The sequence below is a fragment of the Caballeronia sp. LZ062 genome, assembly GCF_031450785.1.
Taxonomy (GTDB): domain Bacteria; phylum Pseudomonadota; class Gammaproteobacteria; order Burkholderiales; family Burkholderiaceae; genus Caballeronia.
Map to the genome: position 1 here is coordinate 32,870 of NZ_JARTWB010000001.1, position 15,843 is coordinate 48,712.

The window sequence follows — 15,843 nt, forward strand, 5'->3', positions numbered from 1 at the left end:
TCTCGGTAAGGCGGCGGAAGCGGGGACTTTCGGCTCGATGTATGCCGAAGGCGGCATGTTACAGGATGTAAGTTGCCGCTACACAAAAATTGACAGTCGGATGTGGCGCGCCCGCGCCACTTGCAGCCAAACGGCGGTTACATGCGTTGACATTTCGGACGAGTCCGATGGGAAAGGTCCGGTCCCCTCACCAGAATGCGTGCCTGTATTTGCCGTCTCTTTTTGTAACGAGAAGACGCCCGGAATGATGCCGTGACAAGCGGCATCGGCCCATGTTCTTGGACTCATCAGGCTTGCCACTATGCGCGTCGCCGTTTTGCAAACCGACCCCAGTTACCGAAATCTCATCGCCGAAGTCATCAAACGACTCGGCCACACCGTCGTCACCTTCGGCGACGGTCTGCTGCTCTCTAAGGCGCTGTCCCGCTCGACGGTCGATCTTCTGATCCTCGACTGGAATTCGACCGGCCTTTGCGGCCTCGACCTCGTGAAGTCCGTGCGCTCCAGCTTCGGCGAGCGCGTTCCCGTGATGTTCGCCACGGCCGACGGAGCCGAGCATAACGTCGTCTGCGCACTGACCGCGGGCGCCGACGACTTCGTGATCTATCCCATCCGTCCGGGCGAATTCGGCGCGCGTGTCGAAGCCCTGCTGCGCCGGGCGTATCCGACCACGTCGAGCGCGTGTCTGGAAGTCGGGCCGTATCGCTTCGATTCGCGCCATCGGCCGGAAAGCCCCGTCCAGCAAGGGCTGTTTGATACTTGTTCAACAGGTGTTCAAAACCGGTGGCCTTTGGCGGATCTTGTGGAACGGGTTCTGTGGCTGTAGCCGGCCAGAAGGTGCCCTTCGATTGCTGGGTCGTCGAGACATTCGGCCGACAGCTCCACTTCGCCAACGGTCATTCCAACGCTGAGCGCCAGCGTAGTTTCATTGGCCGTTGCAAACGTTGCTTCATCAGTGTGGATGCGTCCGAGCATCAAAGCAAACGGTTTGACCGTCTTCGCAGATTGTTTTTTACTGAGAGATCAGGTTCGTATGAACTGTCGGCAGATTTCTGCAGTACCTTTTGAGACGCTGGGACGGGAGCGCACGATAGTCCGTTGGCTCGGACAGTCGATGCTAACCTAACGTCTTCTCTTTGCATCTATAATCAGACGTCGCTGTAAACTCAACAAAAGCCCATCGTCGCATGTCGCGCACTAACACCTCAAACATAATTCAAATCAGTACGCGAGAAGCGCTCCTGAAGCGGCGATTGCGACGACATCTCGCTGCCCTCGGCTTCAGTCGAACGGCTGATGGTCAACTTACTTCTCCAGGATCAACGAAAGACATCATTCGCCAGGTGCATGCGTCCCAGCGAAAAGAGATTCTGGAGGGGCAGGTTGATTTCATATCGAAGAAGCTACCTAAGCTCTTGCACTATTTTGCGTCTGGCATAGACATCGCGCCAAGGCGGGTTAGTCCAAGAATAGAACGGATAGCCAGTGATACCTGGCAGTCTGATCTCTTCCGTCTCGCGTCACTGACATGGTCGGTTCCCGTATCAAGTGGTTTCGGGCGTCGGCTGCGCTATCTGGTTTGGGACGACAATAATGGGAAGTTGATGGGGATCTTCGCTGTAGGGGACCCCGTTTTTAATCTGTCCGCCAGAGACAACCATATCGGCTGGACAGGAGCAGACCGCGCAGACCGGCTGGTGAACATCATGGATGCGTACGTCCTTGGTGCCGTGCCCCCATACAATCTGTTGCTTGGAGGGAAACTTGTTGCGTGCCTTGTTAGAAGCAGAGAGTTATACGATGAATTTTCTGTTAATTACGGCGCGACGCGCGGGATAATTTCGAAGGAGCGAAAACAGGCGAAGTTGCTGGCTGTGACGACATCGTCGTCGATGGGCCGGTCGTCCGTTTACAACAGGCTGAAGTTGGAAGGCACTCAATATTTTGAAAGTCTTGGTTACAGCAGCGGATGGGGACACTTCCATGTGCCAGATGGCCTCTTCAGTGATCTGCGCGATTATCTAAGGGACAATGGCCATCCATACGCCGACACTCATAGATACGGAGATGGTCCGAATTGGCGGATTCGGACCATCCGCGCAGCAATGGCGTTGTTGGGATTCAAGGGTGATGTGCTAAAGCACGGAATCAGGAGAGAAGTTTTCATCTCTCTCTACGCGGAAAACGCCCTTACAATCCTAAGAACAGGTAAAGGAAGGCCGAAGTTGGAAGCACTGCGCCCCGTCGCTGAAATAGGAGCGTTGGGCGTGGACCGTTGGCTTATTCGTCGCGCGGAAACCCGACCAGAATACGCTGGCTGGTCTGCATACATGCTTTCTAACCTAATCAGCGCGTCGACGAAGGCGAAAAGCGTTAGCAACGCAAATATAAGATAGTTACCAGCATACCCTTGAAGGATTCCCAGCATGGACGTCTGCGGTGCTTTTGGAACGTTTTATGACGAGTTCGGATGCCAGCTTGAAGTTGCAGGGCCCACCTTGGTATTGCTTTTGAATCCGCTTGGAGCCACGCATGTTGAAAACCGAAGTTAGCGATTACCTCTCGGCCAGTCGTCTCGCCGACGGCATTTATGTCGTGGGGACTTTGCAATCTGGAGTGACGGTTTACAGTCAACAGGTCCGTGCGCTAAACCTCGTCTACAGCTTGCTGGAATCGCAAATCCTATCGCCGAGTGTAACTAGAGTGGCCGTGATAGGCGGAGGCATCGCCGGCCTTACGTTAGCTGCCGCGGTGGCTGTAATGGGAAAGCACGCTCATGTATCAGTACTTGAACAACATGCTGATCTATGCCCGTTACAGCAAGGCTCGGATACACGGTGGCTGCATCCCCACATTTATGATTGGCCAGCTTTTGGTAGTCGACAACCTAGCGCTATGCTTCCGTTTCTGCAATGGCGGGAAGGACGTGCGTCGGATGTGGCTTCCGAAATACTGAAAAGATTTGCTGAGGTCTGCGATTCCGGCCTTGGTGCGAACAAGGCTGGGGACCGGATAGCTGTGTATTTAGATGTTAAAGAGATGAAGATCGTGCAGCAGACAAGGGAGATATCGTGGGTCGGTTCCGCAACTGCTGCCGCTGATGGGTTTTTCAAAAAGACAGAGGGTATTGGTCGTGCTAGCCAGTTCGACCTGATCCTGCTCGCGGTTGGCTTCGGCCGAGAGCGTGCAGCGACGGTTGGAATACCAAGACTCTATTGGCAGAACGACGATCTCAGTCAGCCCAGATTATCTGAGGAATCGCGTACGTTTTTGATATCAGGATCCGGAGACGGGGCGCTAGTCGACCTCTTCAGGCTCACTATCGAACGATTTCGACAGGACAGAATTGTCTATGAGTTATTTGGAGCCAACCTGGAAATGTTCGAAGCGTTGCTTCGTAGCAGTTTGCAATCTCGAACAGGGTCATGGTGGAGATTGTTCGAAGAACTTGAACTATCTGGCGAATCTTTTATTAACGATGCGATACTGGCCCTTCGGCACCGGATACGAAAGGATACGCGTGTGATTCTTCACGTTGCAGGCTCACGCGGCCAAGTTAGGAGCCTCGAGGGAGCGATCGAGCAGAAAAGCGCAATCTTGAACAAATTATTGACGTTTTTGCTTCACCGCTGCGGGGCGTTCATTCCCAGCTTCCGCAGCATGCCTGAGACGATTGAACGTTTCAGGCCGGACCAAAGAGATATCATATGTCGGCATGGTACTGACCCGAAGGCGACGATCAGAGACCTATTTTTCAATTCATTACTTAGCGTCGAACTCCGAGCAGTTGGAGCACGAACCCAAGATGCGAAACCGCTGTGGCCACGCGGCTACTTTCCGATCATTCCAGGAGCGACATTGTGAGCCAAGCCGACGAGACCGCAGTACCCGATAAGGAGAGGGTGCCTGAAGCCACGCAGCTACTGACTCTCCCATTTGTTTCCGCGGTAGCAGGCGTGCTTGATGAGCGTGCCGGGGACAACGGGTTCCGAGTTGTATTGCATCGCACTATGTGTAGAGATGGCGTTACGTACCTCCAGCAAATTACGAATTACGTTTCCTCCGACCCCTCGCGAAGTAAAGGCTCAGGTCGAGTGTTCCCGGTAGATAAAGGAATTATTGGTGCAGCCTTCATAAATCGGAAGCTTCATCGTACGGCTGCCTTCACTGATTTAAAGTCTTTAGAAGAGGCCCTTGCTGCCGATCTTCTGGAATTGAATCGATCGAGCGATTTCGACAACGTGGCGCGTTCTTATTTTGCGATGCCATTTCTTGGTCGAACGGATGGAGAGCAATTCAAGCAGGAGGCCGAAGATAATGACCTCTTCCCGCTCGCAATATTATATGCGGAATGCTTCCATGACAACATTTTCTCCGACGACAGGCTTACGGCTGTTCTCAATGCAATGTGTCGCCGATTTGCTTCGACACTTGATAAGCTAGCCGCGGTCCAACTGGAAAGAGTTCGCAATTTTCCATTTCCAATTAACGATAGTGTTGAAATGAGAGCGGAGGATGAACCTTATAGGAGGTTGAATGGTCACCCGGATGAAAATATACTGCCGCCTGTTTTCAAGACACTGCGATCGTTCAATTTTGAGTTTGTCGTCTGAACTGCAATCGATTACGGGCTGTTGACAAAGAGCCGGGAGCAACGCGCTATGACTCATGCGACTAGTCTCTGATGTGAGCGTGGTGCGTGGTGCCGATACTGCCGATTCGAAATGTCACCGACCGCAGACTGACCTTCGGCTTCGGCCGACCACCTGTCAGCGACGATATCCGGGCGAGTGACCGGCGTACGCTGGAACTCGACGCTCGGGCCGCGATCTGCTGACCGGCCGAGACGGGTCGCTTTCACTCATTCGAACATCGGTGACTGCTGCCTACGGCCACCGCATTCGGCGATACGCGGCCAGAAAGGACCGGTCGACAGTGCTGGATCCGCCGACAAAGCCGCCATTCGGGCGGCAGCCAGGCCGAAGGAAGAACCCTGAAAAGTGTCAGTCACCTAATTCGTGGTTAAGCACGGCAACGCTTTCGCCGTTATAGCAGTTGACGCCTTCGATCATTTAGGAACCTACACAGGCCGAGCGATGCAAACTTGGTGGACGCAGCGCAAGCTAGAACTACAAGTTCTTTTACGGGAATTCATCGGATCAAGACCGCGAGTATGCGCAATACTTACCACATTCGTTGCTGTGCCAGCGGCGCTCGCATTCGTTATCGCGATGCCACATTGGCAGATTTCCCACAGTGCAGCGAATCTCCCTGGCAAAACAACTGACGTAGGCGTGGAAGAAGTCCACTGGGCGCGGCCGGGCTTCAAGGGTGACATTTGGATGAGTCCCGTGGCTGTTTTTACCATCGAGGGACAGCGAGTTGAGCGAACCGTCTCGTTCTCAGTGCATCCTGGAGACAGACTCACCGTCGACTATGCTACCGACTCGGGCGGTCGCGTACTGATCAAACAGGTTCGGCCTTCCTTCGATTGAAAACATTCTCCCGTCAGCGAACGCAGGAACGGGTGGGCCGAACCTCGAGCCGGCATAGCCGGAGATGGTAACGTGGCGTCTCATCCTCAACGACCGCTTGAGGAGAAATCGACCGTCCGCTCAGGGTCGGGCCGAGTCATTCCGGCGGAAGCCCACGAAGAACCAAACGTCAAGCGACGTTAATGCGCACCTTTACCGGTTCTAGCCCTCTAGAATCGGCGTAGAGGGCGGCCGTTTGATCCGACTTGTGACCGAGTAGGGCCTTAGTATCGACGCCGCCTTGCTCGAAATAAAGTCTCTTGGACAAGCTACGCAGTTCGTGGAAGGTCGGCGCCGCCTCGTCGGTGATCCCGGCGAGTTTGCGCGCCTCCCTGAACTTGTCGGAGATCGTCTTCGTCTTGACTTTTGAACCCTTCGGCGCCGCGTTGTTGCTTCTCGTGTGATGTATGAGGTACTTGCTGACGACGCCCGTTGCTCGGCACCGCGCGACGACATCGGCGAGCGACACCCCGAGAACGTTCAAGCGCAGTTCCAGTGGAATTGCGATGCGCGCGCCGGTCTTGCCGCGCTCAAGCACCGCATACCCGTCTGCGTTGAATGACCGCTCCCACTTGGCGATCGTCGAGAGATCCTGACCAGACACGATCGCGAGCAGCATCGCGTTCTGGAGCCACGGCGCCACCTCCGGGGCTTTCTCGAACGTCGCGTTGAAGTCTTCCAACGTCATCCGCCGGCGACGAACGGTGAGCTTCGCGCGCTCGGTATCTTCAGCCGGATTCTCTTTCATCCATCCGAGCGCCTTGCCGCGGCGGCAGATCATCTTCAGGCGCGTGCGCACCTGCACAGCCCAGTTCGACTTTCCTTCGTCGATGATCTTTTCTAGCATGGTCGCGATGTGCTTCGTTGTCAGGTCCATGCACGGAATCGCTCCCAGTTCCTTCTCGATCACCCTGTCGCGATACTTGTACGCGTCGAGCGTCGACTTCTTCCGGCCGCCGTCCGGCATCTTCTTGATCAGATCGGCTACGGTCTCGCGCGGTTGAACGAGGCGGTCGGCAAGCGAGCGCGTCAGCTTGCTGTTCTCAACGATCACATTTGCTTCGTGCGCTTCGTGGATCGCCTGAGCGAGCGGAATTCGGCCAAGCACATGCGTCTTTCCGTCGCGCGGATCGCGCCACACAAAATAGCCCGGGCGCGGCTCGTGCATGTTGTCCGGCCAGTTGGCGCGGCGGCGGATACGGGGGCGAGCTGCCATTTCCTCTTACCTCGGGATGCGTGAGGCCAACGACGGCCGAACTTGTCTGTCTTGGAACGTCGCGTTTTCTTCGACGTAGTATGCGCGGCCGACCTTCACGGGCGGCGGGTAGATCTTTCCGTCGCGGATCCAGAGGCGCGCGGTGCGGATGGCCGGCGCGGGCTCAAACTGCCGCTTGATCCATTCATCGAGTCGTACTTTCATTTGATTCCCCGACTTCGCGCGTCACGCGAAGATTCCATAAGTTCCAAGTTAAGCAGAAATAGGACCAATGTTTGCTGATGCGGGCTAACGCAAAAACCCTTGCTAACGACCATGGACGCGTCTCTGCCCTCAATGCCGCCCTTGCTTTTCGTCACGGAAATGAACCGGCTTCTTCCAACCAAGCAGGGATACAGGCCCGACCTGCGTGTGTTTGTCACCCAGCAGGACGGCGCCGATGGCAGCGCATCCAGATGGGACTGGGAGCCTAAGACTCCCGAAACAGAGGCCGCTGTCGCTCAGGCCCTTGAGGACGTTCGCCACCTCCACGGCTCGTAACGACACTAAAGTTAAGTGGACGGCCGCCGATAACGCTGGCATGAACAAGATCCAAGCCGAAGACCTCCTTTCCACCGCCGACCAAGACGCCGAAGACATCGTCGAGGCGAAGTTCGGCCACTTCAACGAATACAACAGGGTGCACACCGAAGCGCACCAGATCGTGTTTCAGGCGCTCGTCGCCGAGCGGTCGCCCGGCGTGCCGTTAATCGACCTGCTCGCCATCATTGAGCCGCCATTTTCTGTACTCACGAAGGCGCGCTTGCACTAGCTCGCTTTCTCCTGCGCGGCGATTGCGGCGTCGATGGATTCGAGCGGGAATGCGCCCGGATCAATCTGGTTCCGATACACGTAACGCCACCGAGCCGCGTCCCGCGCATCGCTCGACGGCGCAGCCTGACGCATAGCAATCACTTCGCGTTCAGCATCCTCCGCAGCCTTCGCAATGCCGTGCGCGGCTTGATAGTGCCCGCCATCCCGGTGGATAACCGCCAAAAGGTTGCCAAGTGCTTTTCGGTAATCGCGCGCTCTTGTGCATCGCTCGACGGCGCAGCAGGCGATGCTGCGAGATACAGCGCAACATTCGACTGGAAGCTCCGACTAGCGAAGGCAGTAACGGCGATTCCATCGGCCAGCAGCTTTCGTTGTTCGTCCGAAATCCACGCGACCGGCCCTGCGCTCCGCGCAGCAGGCGATGCTTGCCCCGAACTTGCGAGATAGACGATGCGCGATGGAATGTCGGATCGGATCGACGCTGCTTCGAACGCATCCTTATCTACGTCCTCCCAAGTTCCAGCGGCATAGACCTGATAGATCGGCTCTGCACTCAGGTCGAGAGCGGAGGATGCGAGATAGACCGATGCGCTATCTTTCCATCCGTCAAATTCCTCTACCTGCGCGCGCTCGTACAAGTCTTTCATTTGTTCTGGTGTCATGTTCTCTCGCAATAACAGTCTGTCCAATCATCACGCTGCACCGCTCTCCTGTTACATGCGCCATCGCCTCGACGAAGGAGACTGATGCGCGATGGATAAGCGGTGTCGTCGCGGTCTGCGCTTTGCCGAGCGCGGCCAGGGAATCGAGCAGCGCGCGGTAGGCGGGAAGGTGGCGGATCATGAAAGCGTGCGGCCGACGGACTCCATGCCGCAATGAAGTAGGGCGCGCGGCTTCATTTGATCTGGTGCCTGCGGATGCCGGTGATGCCGTTGGGCAGTTGCGTCTGCTTCGCTTCCTCATCATCGGGCTGCATGAAGTCAGAGCCGGTCGCGCCGGATGCCTTGATGGAGTGGACTTCGACCTTCGCGCTATCGACGAGGACGCGCGCGACGTCGGCGACTGCGCGGGCTCGCTCGACTTCCATCGGGTTGTCGCGGTTGCGCAGATCGGCGAGTGTGTCGAGCAGATGCTGCCGGACGGTGCTGATGTTGTTGCTCATGACTGTTTCTCCTTCGCCTCGCGGGCGATGCGATTAACCTGGCGCGTGATGGCGCCCTTGAGTTGAACGAGCTTTGCGAGCTCCGGATCTCGGTTTCGGGGATGATTCCGATGCGCGAGTTCGGCGCGGCTAACCAGTTCGAGCGCATCGAGCGTGATTCGCGCGGCGTCTGCCGTGCGCCGACCGGGCAGGAAGCAGACGACGTGACCCGGTGGGATAGGGCCGTTGGCGGCTTCCCACACCAACCGGTGGACGCCGACCCAGCGCCGCGCGGGAACGGGGTGGTCGTCCGTCACCTTCCGCTCGAGGTAGCCATCTTTGCTGAGGCGCTCGGAGCCGATCGGCACGTAGTTGTGCTGCGCCGCTCCGCTCATTGATCCCTTTTGGAACTGCGTGCGGCGCGAGTTCGGATGCGTGCCGCAGATGCCTTTCGTTCCTTTGTTCCAAGACGTCTGGCCTTTCTGGAATCGCGTTGCGATCATGCGGGGATCCTGCTTGCCACGTCGGACGCGGCCGCTGCGGTCGGATTCTAGGAAAGCGACCGACTTGCCAAGGCCAAGCGCCCGAGCTTTCTGGTACACCTGGCTGATGGGACGCGCGAGCGCGCGTGCAATGTCAGCCGTGTTCCCGTCGGGATACTCGCGCTTCACCTGGTCGACTTCCTGTTCCGTCCAAAAGCGGCGTGCCATTTCATCCCTCGTTATTCATTGCGGCGCTGAAGAATCTCGCTCGTGCTACGATCAAACCAAGGTCTGATGGAGTAGCGCTGTGCATAGCGAGACTTTCGAGTACCGAGGCTTCAAGATAACCCTCCGCCTGTTCGCTAAGGGCGAGGGCAGGTGGACTTGGGCTTACCGCGTAGGAAGCGGCGGTTACTACGCGATGTTCTTCAACGCTTACGCCAGTCAGGACGACGTCTGGAACGAGGCCCGGCACGCGGCGATGGACTACGTCGATTCCGTTTCCTTCCGATATTGGTAACGGCGGAGCCGTCGCTGATGCATAGGCGAGCGAAAGGCGCAACGTCATGCTTTCTCTCCGGTTATTCATTGCGGCGCTGGTATGAGCGCCGCGATGGTCAGTTCCCTGCAATGCGAGTTGACTCGGGCTGCGTCTGTTCGCGCGCCGTCAGAGCCTTCGGCTTACGCTTGCATTCGAACCCGGCGTCGCGCATCGCCTGGTAGATTTCCTCGCTGATTTGGCAGCGGATGCCGATCGCTGCGGCGCGCAGGGCGGCTGCGTGTTCGGCATCGACGGTGGACTGGCGTGTCATCTCAGCTGCCGCGACCTCGAGAACGCAAGACCGTTGATCCTTCGACGAGCCAAAGGCGCCGCTGAAACCCGCCACCGCGAATCCACCTTGAGTCGTCTGACCACAGTTGAATTGCGAGAAGCTCGACGCATACGCGCCAAGAACCGGTGCGGAGACATTTCGAACGGTTTGGCTCGTATGCTCTGGCGACTGACTAAACTCGATCGAACCTTGCGCCGTCGAAGTTGCCGCCGACTGTTGCGATGCGGTTGCCGTCGTCGTCTGTGCGGCCGCATGACCTGCTCCGAGTAGTGCTACGATTGCGATGGCCGTGAAACTTGCTTTCATGGTGGCTCCTTCCTCGTGTGGAGTCAGGCCGTGGGTGTTCCTAGCACTCACGGCCTCTTCGTTTCTGGGCTTAGTACGCGTACGAACCGCTGAGGCCGCTGTAACCGCCGGCCGAGTAGTCCACGCCTGCGCCCCCCTTCGTCGCACCGTAGCCATCGCCGGACGTGTAGCCGTTGCTCGTCGACGTCGTGTTGCTGCCGCCGACCGCACCCGAGAAGGAACCGCCCGCGCCGATCGCGGCGCCGCCGTTGTATGCGTACGAGCCGACTGCACCGACGCCCGCCGCCGTACCGCCAGCGGCGTAGCCCGATGCCGCGCTATTGGACGTCTGCGTGCTGTAGCCTTGACCGTTCGAACCCGACGAAGCCATGGAGCCGCCCGACAGCGTCACCGAGCTGCTGAAGCCCGCGCCGACGCTGAACGAGTCAGCCGCTTGAGCGTGGCCGATGAATGCTGCTGCGATCGCTACTGCCAGAAGTGCCTTCTTCATTTTTGTTTCCTCGTGATTGCACGTGGCCGACGTGCGGCGGTTTGTGATTCCTTCAGTGAGCAGCCGGCCACTGGATGCGCTTCTTGCGCTCTGCCAGCTCCGCAATTCGACGGTCGACACGCTCGTCAGCGCCACGGTTGAAAGCGACGACCGCGATGACGACGGCCAGCCAGATAAGCAGTACTACGTGATAGCTAGACATGTGGTGAGCCTTTTCGGGATCGTTTAGCGGGAAGCGCGCTTATGCAGTTCGGGCTGGTAGTGCCCGTTGTATTGCGGATGCAGCAGATACTTCGTTCCGAGGTTGCGGATCGATATAAGAAGTTTCGATTCGCGAACGGCAGCGTTTCGCTCAACCGGCGAAAGACCCGTCGGCATGTGGCGCAAATCTGTGTTTTTGGCCGGCGTTTGCATCACAGCATCCCCTTGAAGACTGCACAGATAACCGTCGTCGTCATTCCAACCAGCGACAGCACGGTGATGGCCATGTTCAGCGCCTTCGCGGCGCTGATCGTAGAGTCGTCGATCACGCTGTTCATTTAATCTGTCCTCATCCACCGGCCCGAGCGTCCGCGACGCCGGGTGCGATGATGTTTAATGCGTATTCACGCAGGAGATGTTCGATAAGCGCACCGGCGCCACCGTGTGCGAGGCGCGTCAACTCGAGTAGATCGCTTGCCAGCCAGCTCATTTGCTATCTCCTGTCCACTTGCCGGACAGGAAGCCCTGAGTACAAGACACTGGATTTATCCCAATGCCCTGATCTCAGGGCTCCCGGTTCTCTCCGGTACGCTGCAAGAACCGCACAGGAGTAACTATACGCGAACGCATAGTTGATGCAAGCTATTTATTCGCAAATGAATAGATGAATACGCAGGGTTGCTAGGAAGGCGGACGCAAAAAAGCCCGCTCGCGGCGGGCTTGAGAGGTTAGTTAGTTTGCGTTAAGCGGCTTCGAGCGCCCAATTTCTGACAGAAACGGCCAGCGCTCTTGGCGTCGTCTCGATTTCGAGGCCCAGGCCGCGTTGGCGAAGGTTCACATAAAGTAGGTCTAGCTCTTCGTCAATCTTGTTCTGCAAGGCTACGTCGTACGTGCCGTTCTCTGGCGGGCGCCAAACAAACAATTTCCCGCGTTCGCTCTCGTCCACAACAGAACTAGCAGCGATGAGGCTCATACAAGGATGATCTGTATTTGCTTGGCGGTATATCTCGTCTTTGAACCAGACCGAACCGAACGCTCCAAATTTGCCAGGGCCGCGCAGCGGGATGTTGATGCTTATCTCCTTGTCGTCTCTTCCTCGCGCCGTCATCGGCTTCTTTTGTTCGATAGCTTTAGCGACATTCGGATCGAGACTCCAAAGGCTACGCAACGTAGCTGCAGCTGCTTCCTTATAGTTGTACCTTTCAGTCTTCTCGATCGTTACTGTATCAACAGGGTCGAACTTCCCTATGGTCACGACTGATTCGAACAGTTGGTCGCAGACTGCTTCCGCAGATTCACCCTGGGCGAACTGCCACTCCCCGATGGTTACGTGAGGACTTGGGCTATCGATCACACTCTTCGTGAAACGCTCGGCTACCAGCGCAAGAAGAAAGCCAAGGTTCTCGCGGGCTTTGGTTCCCATTAGGCACTCCACGGGCCGCATCGATGCCGTGAGTCTAAATACCGGTTTCCGTGCCCGCGTTGCTCGGAACACAACACCAATATTTAGGAATTCGCCCGTGTGCATGTTCAGATGAAATCTGACGGGCGCCCACTTTCCCTCCACCCACCGGTCGGGCATCTCGGCACTTCCAAAGAGGAGGGAAAATTCCGGGGAGCTCATGCGAGCCCATTATACCGAGCGCGGATGATGTCACAAATGCGTTCGGCACGACTCGTCAAAAAACAGCCAAACGCTAGGCGATCATCTTCAATCGGAATGAGGCACTTCCACCAATAGTGGAGCTCGGACTGCACCGTCTTGAGAACGGCTTCGTGCCGGAGTCCATGATGCTGCATCATACTTACGAACGTAGCAGGTGGCCTTGAGTCGAAAAGCTCCTCAAGCAAGCGGTTCCAGAAATCTCTGGCCGGTTCAAGGTCGCGCCTGATCCAATCCCGCGCGCCGCGGCTCACGGCAAGGCGTCCGTGATCGAACAGCGCATATTTTTCCCGGCTAAGTCGATAGACGTTCCCGAGATGGCGGTCCGTGTGAGCAATCGTTTCATCGAACGTCACCGCGGCCGGGCATTCGGCCCAATTTCGCAGTTCCGCCCTGAGTAACTGACTGTCCTGGTCTGGATCTAGAGCCAAAGCGCCCTCTTCATGACCGAGTTCTCGAGTTCCAAATGCCGGGTAGTGAGTCAAACCTTTCTTGATCGCATCCTTCATCCAACCGGCAGGTTTCGGAACACTCGCTAGAGGAACCGGTATAACGAAAGCGCTGTTCGGGGTCGGGAGCGTCAGAGCCTTGGCAAATACGAACGCTGTAATTTCGTTAACGAGCCCTCGCGAGTTGCCGCCATCATAGGGGTACAGCTTCAGATAGCCCGTCATACCGCCGTGTTCCGGATGATGTATCCGCGCGATGTGAACGTGTTCGACGTTTCTTGACTTCGAATTCGGCATTCCGAGAGGCGCGATGTAAGACGCACGGTCGAGAAGCGAAACAATGTGGCCCATGCTCTGTCAGCGAATCAACTTTTCTTTTTCAAGTCCGGATAGTCGTCCGCGCCAACCGAGGGAGGCGCGAGGGAGCGCACGAGGTCTGCCAGTCTTTCGAGAACTAGACTGGGCGTTCCATGCTGGTCCGCATCAAGGACGGCGTCGATCAAAGCCTGAGCGGACGGGCTCGGCCTCTTCTTCTGGCTATCGGTAGATTTTGACGGAACTTGAGACTCGCTAGCGTCGCCCGCGTACTTTGGTCCGCGGCCGGTGAGCAACCACTCGGTATTCACACCGAACTCACCAGCCAGCTTTGCTGCCGTCTTCGTTTCCGGGACGCCAACGCCCTTGAGGATTCGACTAATCGTTGGCTGCGGAACGTCAACCTTACGGCTGAGCGCGCTCTGATTCCGCCCCGCGGAATACTCCGGATGGGCCTTCATCAATTCATCGAGGCGGTCACCGACTGTCTTTTTCATGCTCCGGACTATGCATCCACGAATAACGTGACGCAAATTTGTATCCATTCCCGTATTGACAAGTATGCATTCGCGTATAGAATCTTCCATATGAACACGTCAACCCCTACCCAGTTGCTTCGAGAGATAAAAGCTTCGACCGGGCTCAGCGAAGTGGCGCTTGCCGGTCGACTGAATGTCTCGCAGCCGACCGTGAACCGAATCTTGAATGGAAACTCGGAATGCAAATCGGGCACTTTGCTGGAGATCCAAAAATGGCACAGCGCGCTTACGGGCGCTAAGGGTGGGTGCAGCGAGCGCTGCGTGGATAGGTAGAGTCATGTTGGTAACACTCGTGAAGAAGTGAGCCAACTTTAATGAACCAACAGTTCCGACGCATTCGAATCGTTCGGAATCGGGGAGAAAGCTGATGAATACGCAGGATTCGACGACGGCGGAAGCGCCGTCGATCATCGTTGAACGGATGATCCAGGTTCGACTCGACAAGCGCCGCAAGCATGAAGTCGCGGAAAACGTCGGATGGGGGGTCGAGATGTTCGAGAAGGTTTGCAGTGGTTCCACCGGAGTGACGATCGACAGGATCGGTCCGCTTCTGAAGGAGTTTGGACTTGTAGTTTTCACGGAAGAGTATGCCGACTACCTGGCCCGAGGGAACGTCATTGGCTCGAACTGCCGCTGCGCACGAATGAATATGGGGGAGTGCGGGAGGAAGTAGGGGCGCGGGGATGTAAGTCGTAACACGAGCAGCTTGCGTGGCAGGCCTCTTCTGTTCCGATTTAGTACTACTGACGCGTGTCAGCAGGAGATCCCATGCAAAACAGTTTTCCGGTCCTTGTTCCGGGCGATCCGACGGCGGTGTTGACGCCGGCCGAACAAAAACAGATTCGCGATACGTTATGCAACATTGTCTTGCGTGGGCTGCGCTACCCGACTGAACTTTCCGACACGCGTTCGATGTTGTCGCGCGAGTTCGCAGAAATCAAGGCCGACTCGTCGAAGGCGGCGAAGGGGAAGGCATCGTGAGCAACATGCTTCCCCAGGTGGACGCGAGCGCCATGCTCGATTACCACGAAACGATGCTCGACCGCGTTTCCGCCGCGTGCGGGCTGACGGCCGCCGAGCGCGCGCGTCTCATCGGCGCCAAGCAGTGCATTGGCTGCGGCGCATACCAAGACATCCACGGTGTTCTGCCGTGCGGTCATGACCACGACCTGTGAGGTCATCCATGAACGATCTGACGATGCTCGGCGCGCCGACGATGTCGAGCCGTGAAATTGCCGAGTTGGTCGAGTCGCGCCACGACAAGGTTAAACAGTCGATCGAGCGGCTTGCCGCGCGCGGCGTGATCGCTCTTCCCCCGTTGGGGGAATACCTCGACAGCCTCGGTCGGCGCGCGGCAGAGTACCGAGTCGTGAAGCGCGATAGCTATGTGATTGTCGCGCAGCTCTCGCCCGAATTCACAGCGCGGCTCGTCGATCGTTGGCAAGAGCTCGAATCGCGCGCGACGCAACCAGCTGTCAATCTCGACGATCCGGCATTCCTGCGCGGCGCGCTGCTTCAGTACACCGAGCGTGTCATCGCGCTCGAACAGAAGGTTGCGGAACAGGCGCCGGCCGTCGAATTCGCGCATGCGATCCGCGACACGAACGACGCGATCTCAATTGGGCAGATGTCGGCTGTTCTCGGCATCGGCCGGAATCGCTTCTTCGCACGTCTCCGCGCCGACCACATCCTGATGGCGGACAACCTGCCGTACCAGACCTATAAGGATCGCGGCTATTTTCGCGTGATCGAGAGCGTCTGGATCGACGACGCCAAGGAGCCGCATCCGACGTTCAAGACGCTTGTGACGGGCCGCGGTCAGGTGTTCCTGCAGCGCAAGTACGGCGCCGAGGCAGCCTGA

At 57.2% G+C, this 15,843-nt stretch carries 22 protein-coding genes; 7 read left to right on the plus strand and 15 right to left on the minus strand.

Translation table 11 applies throughout. The features are described from left to right. Positions 1-301: 301 nt before the first annotated feature. The 4 genes from P9239_RS00135 to P9239_RS00150 all read left to right on the plus strand — a co-directional run bounded on the left by P9239_RS00135 (position 302) and on the right by P9239_RS00150 (position 4,613). Positions 302-826 (plus strand): response regulator transcription factor, encoded by a 525-nt coding sequence (locus P9239_RS00135; protein ID WP_309748493.1) that lies wholly within the window; start codon positions 302-304, stop codon positions 824-826. Positions 827-1,187: 361 nt separating this feature from the next. Beyond that, positions 1,188-2,396, plus strand: coding sequence for a Druantia anti-phage system protein DruA (locus P9239_RS00140; RefSeq protein WP_309748494.1), 1,209 nt, complete (start codon positions 1,188-1,190; stop codon positions 2,394-2,396). A 136-nt stretch (positions 2,397-2,532) separates the two neighbouring features. Next, the gene (locus P9239_RS00145) at positions 2,533-3,864 is read left to right on the plus strand and encodes an FAD-dependent oxidoreductase (RefSeq protein WP_309748495.1); all 1,332 of its coding nucleotides are present in this window, start codon (positions 2,533-2,535) and stop codon (positions 3,862-3,864) included. Further along, positions 3,861-4,613, plus strand: coding sequence for a hypothetical protein (locus tag P9239_RS00150; protein ID WP_309748496.1), 753 nt, complete (start codon positions 3,861-3,863; stop codon positions 4,611-4,613). Before P9239_RS00145 ends, P9239_RS00150 begins: the two co-directional genes overlap by 4 nt. A 1,051-nt stretch (positions 4,614-5,664) precedes the next feature. On the opposite strand, the gene P9239_RS00155 is transcribed toward P9239_RS00150, so the two are convergent. Both P9239_RS00155 and P9239_RS00160 read right to left on the minus strand, forming a co-directional pair. Continuing rightward, positions 5,665-6,750, minus strand: coding sequence for a tyrosine-type recombinase/integrase (locus P9239_RS00155; protein ID WP_309748497.1), 1,086 nt, complete (start codon positions 6,748-6,750; stop codon positions 5,665-5,667). 6 nt (positions 6,751-6,756) lie between these two features. After that, the gene (locus tag P9239_RS00160) at positions 6,757-6,954 is read right to left on the minus strand and encodes an excisionase (RefSeq protein ID WP_309748498.1); all 198 of its coding nucleotides are present in this window, start codon (positions 6,952-6,954) and stop codon (positions 6,757-6,759) included. 376 nt (positions 6,955-7,330) lie between these two features. On the opposite strand from P9239_RS00160, the gene P9239_RS00165 reads away from it, so the two are divergent. After that, on the plus strand, positions 7,331-7,561 hold the full coding sequence (locus P9239_RS00165) for a hypothetical protein (protein WP_309748499.1): 231 nt from the start codon (positions 7,331-7,333) through the stop codon (positions 7,559-7,561). Between the two features lie 139 nt (positions 7,562-7,700). Here the strand turns inward: P9239_RS00165 and P9239_RS00170 are convergent, their stop codons facing one another. From P9239_RS00170 to P9239_RS00225, 12 genes are all read right to left on the minus strand, one after another. Continuing rightward, a complete protein-coding gene (locus P9239_RS00170) occupies positions 7,701-8,225 on the minus strand; it encodes a hypothetical protein (RefSeq protein ID WP_309748500.1) in 525 nt (174 codons plus the stop codon). A 233-nt stretch (positions 8,226-8,458) separates the two neighbouring features. Beyond that, positions 8,459-8,725, minus strand: a complete 267-nt coding sequence (locus P9239_RS00175; RefSeq protein WP_309748501.1) for a hypothetical protein — start codon at positions 8,723-8,725, stop codon at positions 8,459-8,461. After that, positions 8,722-9,414, minus strand: coding sequence for an HNH endonuclease signature motif containing protein (locus P9239_RS00180; protein WP_309748502.1), 693 nt, complete (start codon positions 9,412-9,414; stop codon positions 8,722-8,724). Before P9239_RS00180 ends, P9239_RS00175 begins: the two co-directional genes overlap by 4 nt. A 389-nt stretch (positions 9,415-9,803) precedes the next feature. Then, on the minus strand, positions 9,804-10,325 hold the full coding sequence (locus tag P9239_RS00185) for a hypothetical protein (RefSeq protein ID WP_309748503.1): 522 nt from the start codon (positions 10,323-10,325) through the stop codon (positions 9,804-9,806). Positions 10,326-10,395: 70 nt separating this feature from the next. Beyond that, positions 10,396-10,815, minus strand: coding sequence for a hypothetical protein (locus P9239_RS00190; protein ID WP_309748504.1), 420 nt, complete (start codon positions 10,813-10,815; stop codon positions 10,396-10,398). Positions 10,816-10,867: 52 nt separating this feature from the next. Continuing rightward, positions 10,868-11,017, minus strand: a complete 150-nt coding sequence (locus P9239_RS00195) for a hypothetical protein (RefSeq protein ID WP_309748505.1) — start codon at positions 11,015-11,017, stop codon at positions 10,868-10,870. A gap of 23 nt (positions 11,018-11,040) precedes the next feature. After that, the gene (locus tag P9239_RS00200; protein ID WP_309748506.1) at positions 11,041-11,229 is read right to left on the minus strand and encodes a hypothetical protein; all 189 of its coding nucleotides are present in this window, start codon (positions 11,227-11,229) and stop codon (positions 11,041-11,043) included. Further along, positions 11,229-11,354 carry a hypothetical protein gene (locus tag P9239_RS00205; protein WP_309748507.1) on the minus strand — a complete coding sequence of 42 codons (126 nt, stop codon included), beginning with the start codon at positions 11,352-11,354 and terminating at the stop codon, positions 11,229-11,231. The genes P9239_RS00200 and P9239_RS00205 overlap by 1 nt, the downstream gene beginning before the upstream one ends. An 11-nt stretch (positions 11,355-11,365) precedes the next feature. Next, a complete protein-coding gene (locus P9239_RS00210) occupies positions 11,366-11,506 on the minus strand; it encodes a hypothetical protein (RefSeq protein WP_309748508.1) in 141 nt (46 codons plus the stop codon). A 252-nt stretch (positions 11,507-11,758) separates the two neighbouring features. Continuing rightward, a complete protein-coding gene (locus P9239_RS00215; RefSeq protein ID WP_309748509.1) occupies positions 11,759-12,439 on the minus strand; it encodes a hypothetical protein in 681 nt (226 codons plus the stop codon). Between the two features lie 197 nt (positions 12,440-12,636). Then, a complete protein-coding gene (locus P9239_RS00220; RefSeq protein WP_309748510.1) occupies positions 12,637-13,353 on the minus strand; it encodes a hypothetical protein in 717 nt (238 codons plus the stop codon). A 140-nt stretch (positions 13,354-13,493) separates the two neighbouring features. After that, entirely contained in the window at positions 13,494-13,940 is a 447-nt protein-coding gene (locus P9239_RS00225; RefSeq protein WP_309748511.1) for a helix-turn-helix transcriptional regulator, read from the minus strand. Positions 13,941-14,349: 409 nt separating this feature from the next. On the opposite strand from P9239_RS00225, the gene P9239_RS00230 reads away from it, so the two are divergent. Beyond that, positions 14,350-14,655: a hypothetical protein gene (locus P9239_RS00230; protein WP_309748512.1), complete on the plus strand. Its 306-nt coding sequence runs from the start codon at positions 14,350-14,352 to the stop codon at positions 14,653-14,655. 208 nt (positions 14,656-14,863) lie between these two features. Here P9239_RS00230 and P9239_RS00235 read toward each other — a convergent pair whose 3' ends face one another. Further along, the gene (locus P9239_RS00235; protein ID WP_309748513.1) at positions 14,864-15,163 is read right to left on the minus strand and encodes a hypothetical protein; all 300 of its coding nucleotides are present in this window, start codon (positions 15,161-15,163) and stop codon (positions 14,864-14,866) included. Between the two features lie 17 nt (positions 15,164-15,180). Between P9239_RS00235 and P9239_RS00240 the strand changes: the two genes are divergently transcribed. Beyond that, complete coding sequence (locus tag P9239_RS00240; RefSeq protein ID WP_309748514.1) at positions 15,181-15,843, plus strand: phage antirepressor KilAC domain-containing protein; 663 nt, start codon at positions 15,181-15,183, stop codon at positions 15,841-15,843.

What these genes read in the sequence shown, in the direction of transcription:
- P9239_RS00135 (WP_309748493.1), top strand. Translation starts at nt 302, where the DNA reads ATGCGCGTCGCCGTTTTGCAAACCGACCCCAGTTACCGAAATCTCATC.
- P9239_RS00140 (WP_309748494.1), top strand. Translation starts at nt 1,188, where the DNA reads ATGTCGCGCACTAACACCTCAAACATAATTCAAATCAGTACGCGAGAA.
- P9239_RS00145 (WP_309748495.1), top strand. Translation starts at nt 2,533, where the DNA reads ATGTTGAAAACCGAAGTTAGCGATTACCTCTCGGCCAGTCGTCTCGCC.
- P9239_RS00155 (WP_309748497.1), bottom strand. Translation starts at nt 6,750, where the DNA reads ATGGCAGCTCGCCCCCGTATCCGCCGCCGCGCCAACTGGCCGGACAAC.
- P9239_RS00160 (WP_309748498.1), bottom strand. Translation starts at nt 6,954, where the DNA reads ATGAAAGTACGACTCGATGAATGGATCAAGCGGCAGTTTGAGCCCGCG.
- P9239_RS00165 (WP_309748499.1), top strand. Translation starts at nt 7,331, where the DNA reads ATGAACAAGATCCAAGCCGAAGACCTCCTTTCCACCGCCGACCAAGAC.
- P9239_RS00170 (WP_309748500.1), bottom strand. Translation starts at nt 8,225, where the DNA reads ATGACACCAGAACAAATGAAAGACTTGTACGAGCGCGCGCAGGTAGAG.
- P9239_RS00175 (WP_309748501.1), bottom strand. Translation starts at nt 8,725, where the DNA reads ATGAGCAACAACATCAGCACCGTCCGGCAGCATCTGCTCGACACACTC.
- P9239_RS00180 (WP_309748502.1), bottom strand. Translation starts at nt 9,414, where the DNA reads ATGGCACGCCGCTTTTGGACGGAACAGGAAGTCGACCAGGTGAAGCGC.
- P9239_RS00185 (WP_309748503.1), bottom strand. Translation starts at nt 10,325, where the DNA reads ATGAAAGCAAGTTTCACGGCCATCGCAATCGTAGCACTACTCGGAGCA.
- P9239_RS00190 (WP_309748504.1), bottom strand. Translation starts at nt 10,815, where the DNA reads ATGAAGAAGGCACTTCTGGCAGTAGCGATCGCAGCAGCATTCATCGGC.
- P9239_RS00195 (WP_309748505.1), bottom strand. Translation starts at nt 11,017, where the DNA reads ATGTCTAGCTATCACGTAGTACTGCTTATCTGGCTGGCCGTCGTCATC.
- P9239_RS00200 (WP_309748506.1), bottom strand. Translation starts at nt 11,229, where the DNA reads ATGCAAACGCCGGCCAAAAACACAGATTTGCGCCACATGCCGACGGGT.
- P9239_RS00205 (WP_309748507.1), bottom strand. Translation starts at nt 11,354, where the DNA reads ATGAACAGCGTGATCGACGACTCTACGATCAGCGCCGCGAAGGCGCTG.
- P9239_RS00210 (WP_309748508.1), bottom strand. Translation starts at nt 11,506, where the DNA reads ATGAGCTGGCTGGCAAGCGATCTACTCGAGTTGACGCGCCTCGCACAC.
- P9239_RS00215 (WP_309748509.1), bottom strand. Translation starts at nt 12,439, where the DNA reads ATGGGAACCAAAGCCCGCGAGAACCTTGGCTTTCTTCTTGCGCTGGTA.
- P9239_RS00220 (WP_309748510.1), bottom strand. Translation starts at nt 13,353, where the DNA reads ATGACGGGCTATCTGAAGCTGTACCCCTATGATGGCGGCAACTCGCGA.
- P9239_RS00225 (WP_309748511.1), bottom strand. Translation starts at nt 13,940, where the DNA reads ATGAAAAAGACAGTCGGTGACCGCCTCGATGAATTGATGAAGGCCCAT.
- P9239_RS00230 (WP_309748512.1), top strand. Translation starts at nt 14,350, where the DNA reads ATGAATACGCAGGATTCGACGACGGCGGAAGCGCCGTCGATCATCGTT.
- P9239_RS00235 (WP_309748513.1), bottom strand. Translation starts at nt 15,163, where the DNA reads ATGACCTCACAGGTCGTGGTCATGACCGCACGGCAGAACACCGTGGAT.
- P9239_RS00240 (WP_309748514.1), top strand. Translation starts at nt 15,181, where the DNA reads ATGCTCGGCGCGCCGACGATGTCGAGCCGTGAAATTGCCGAGTTGGTC.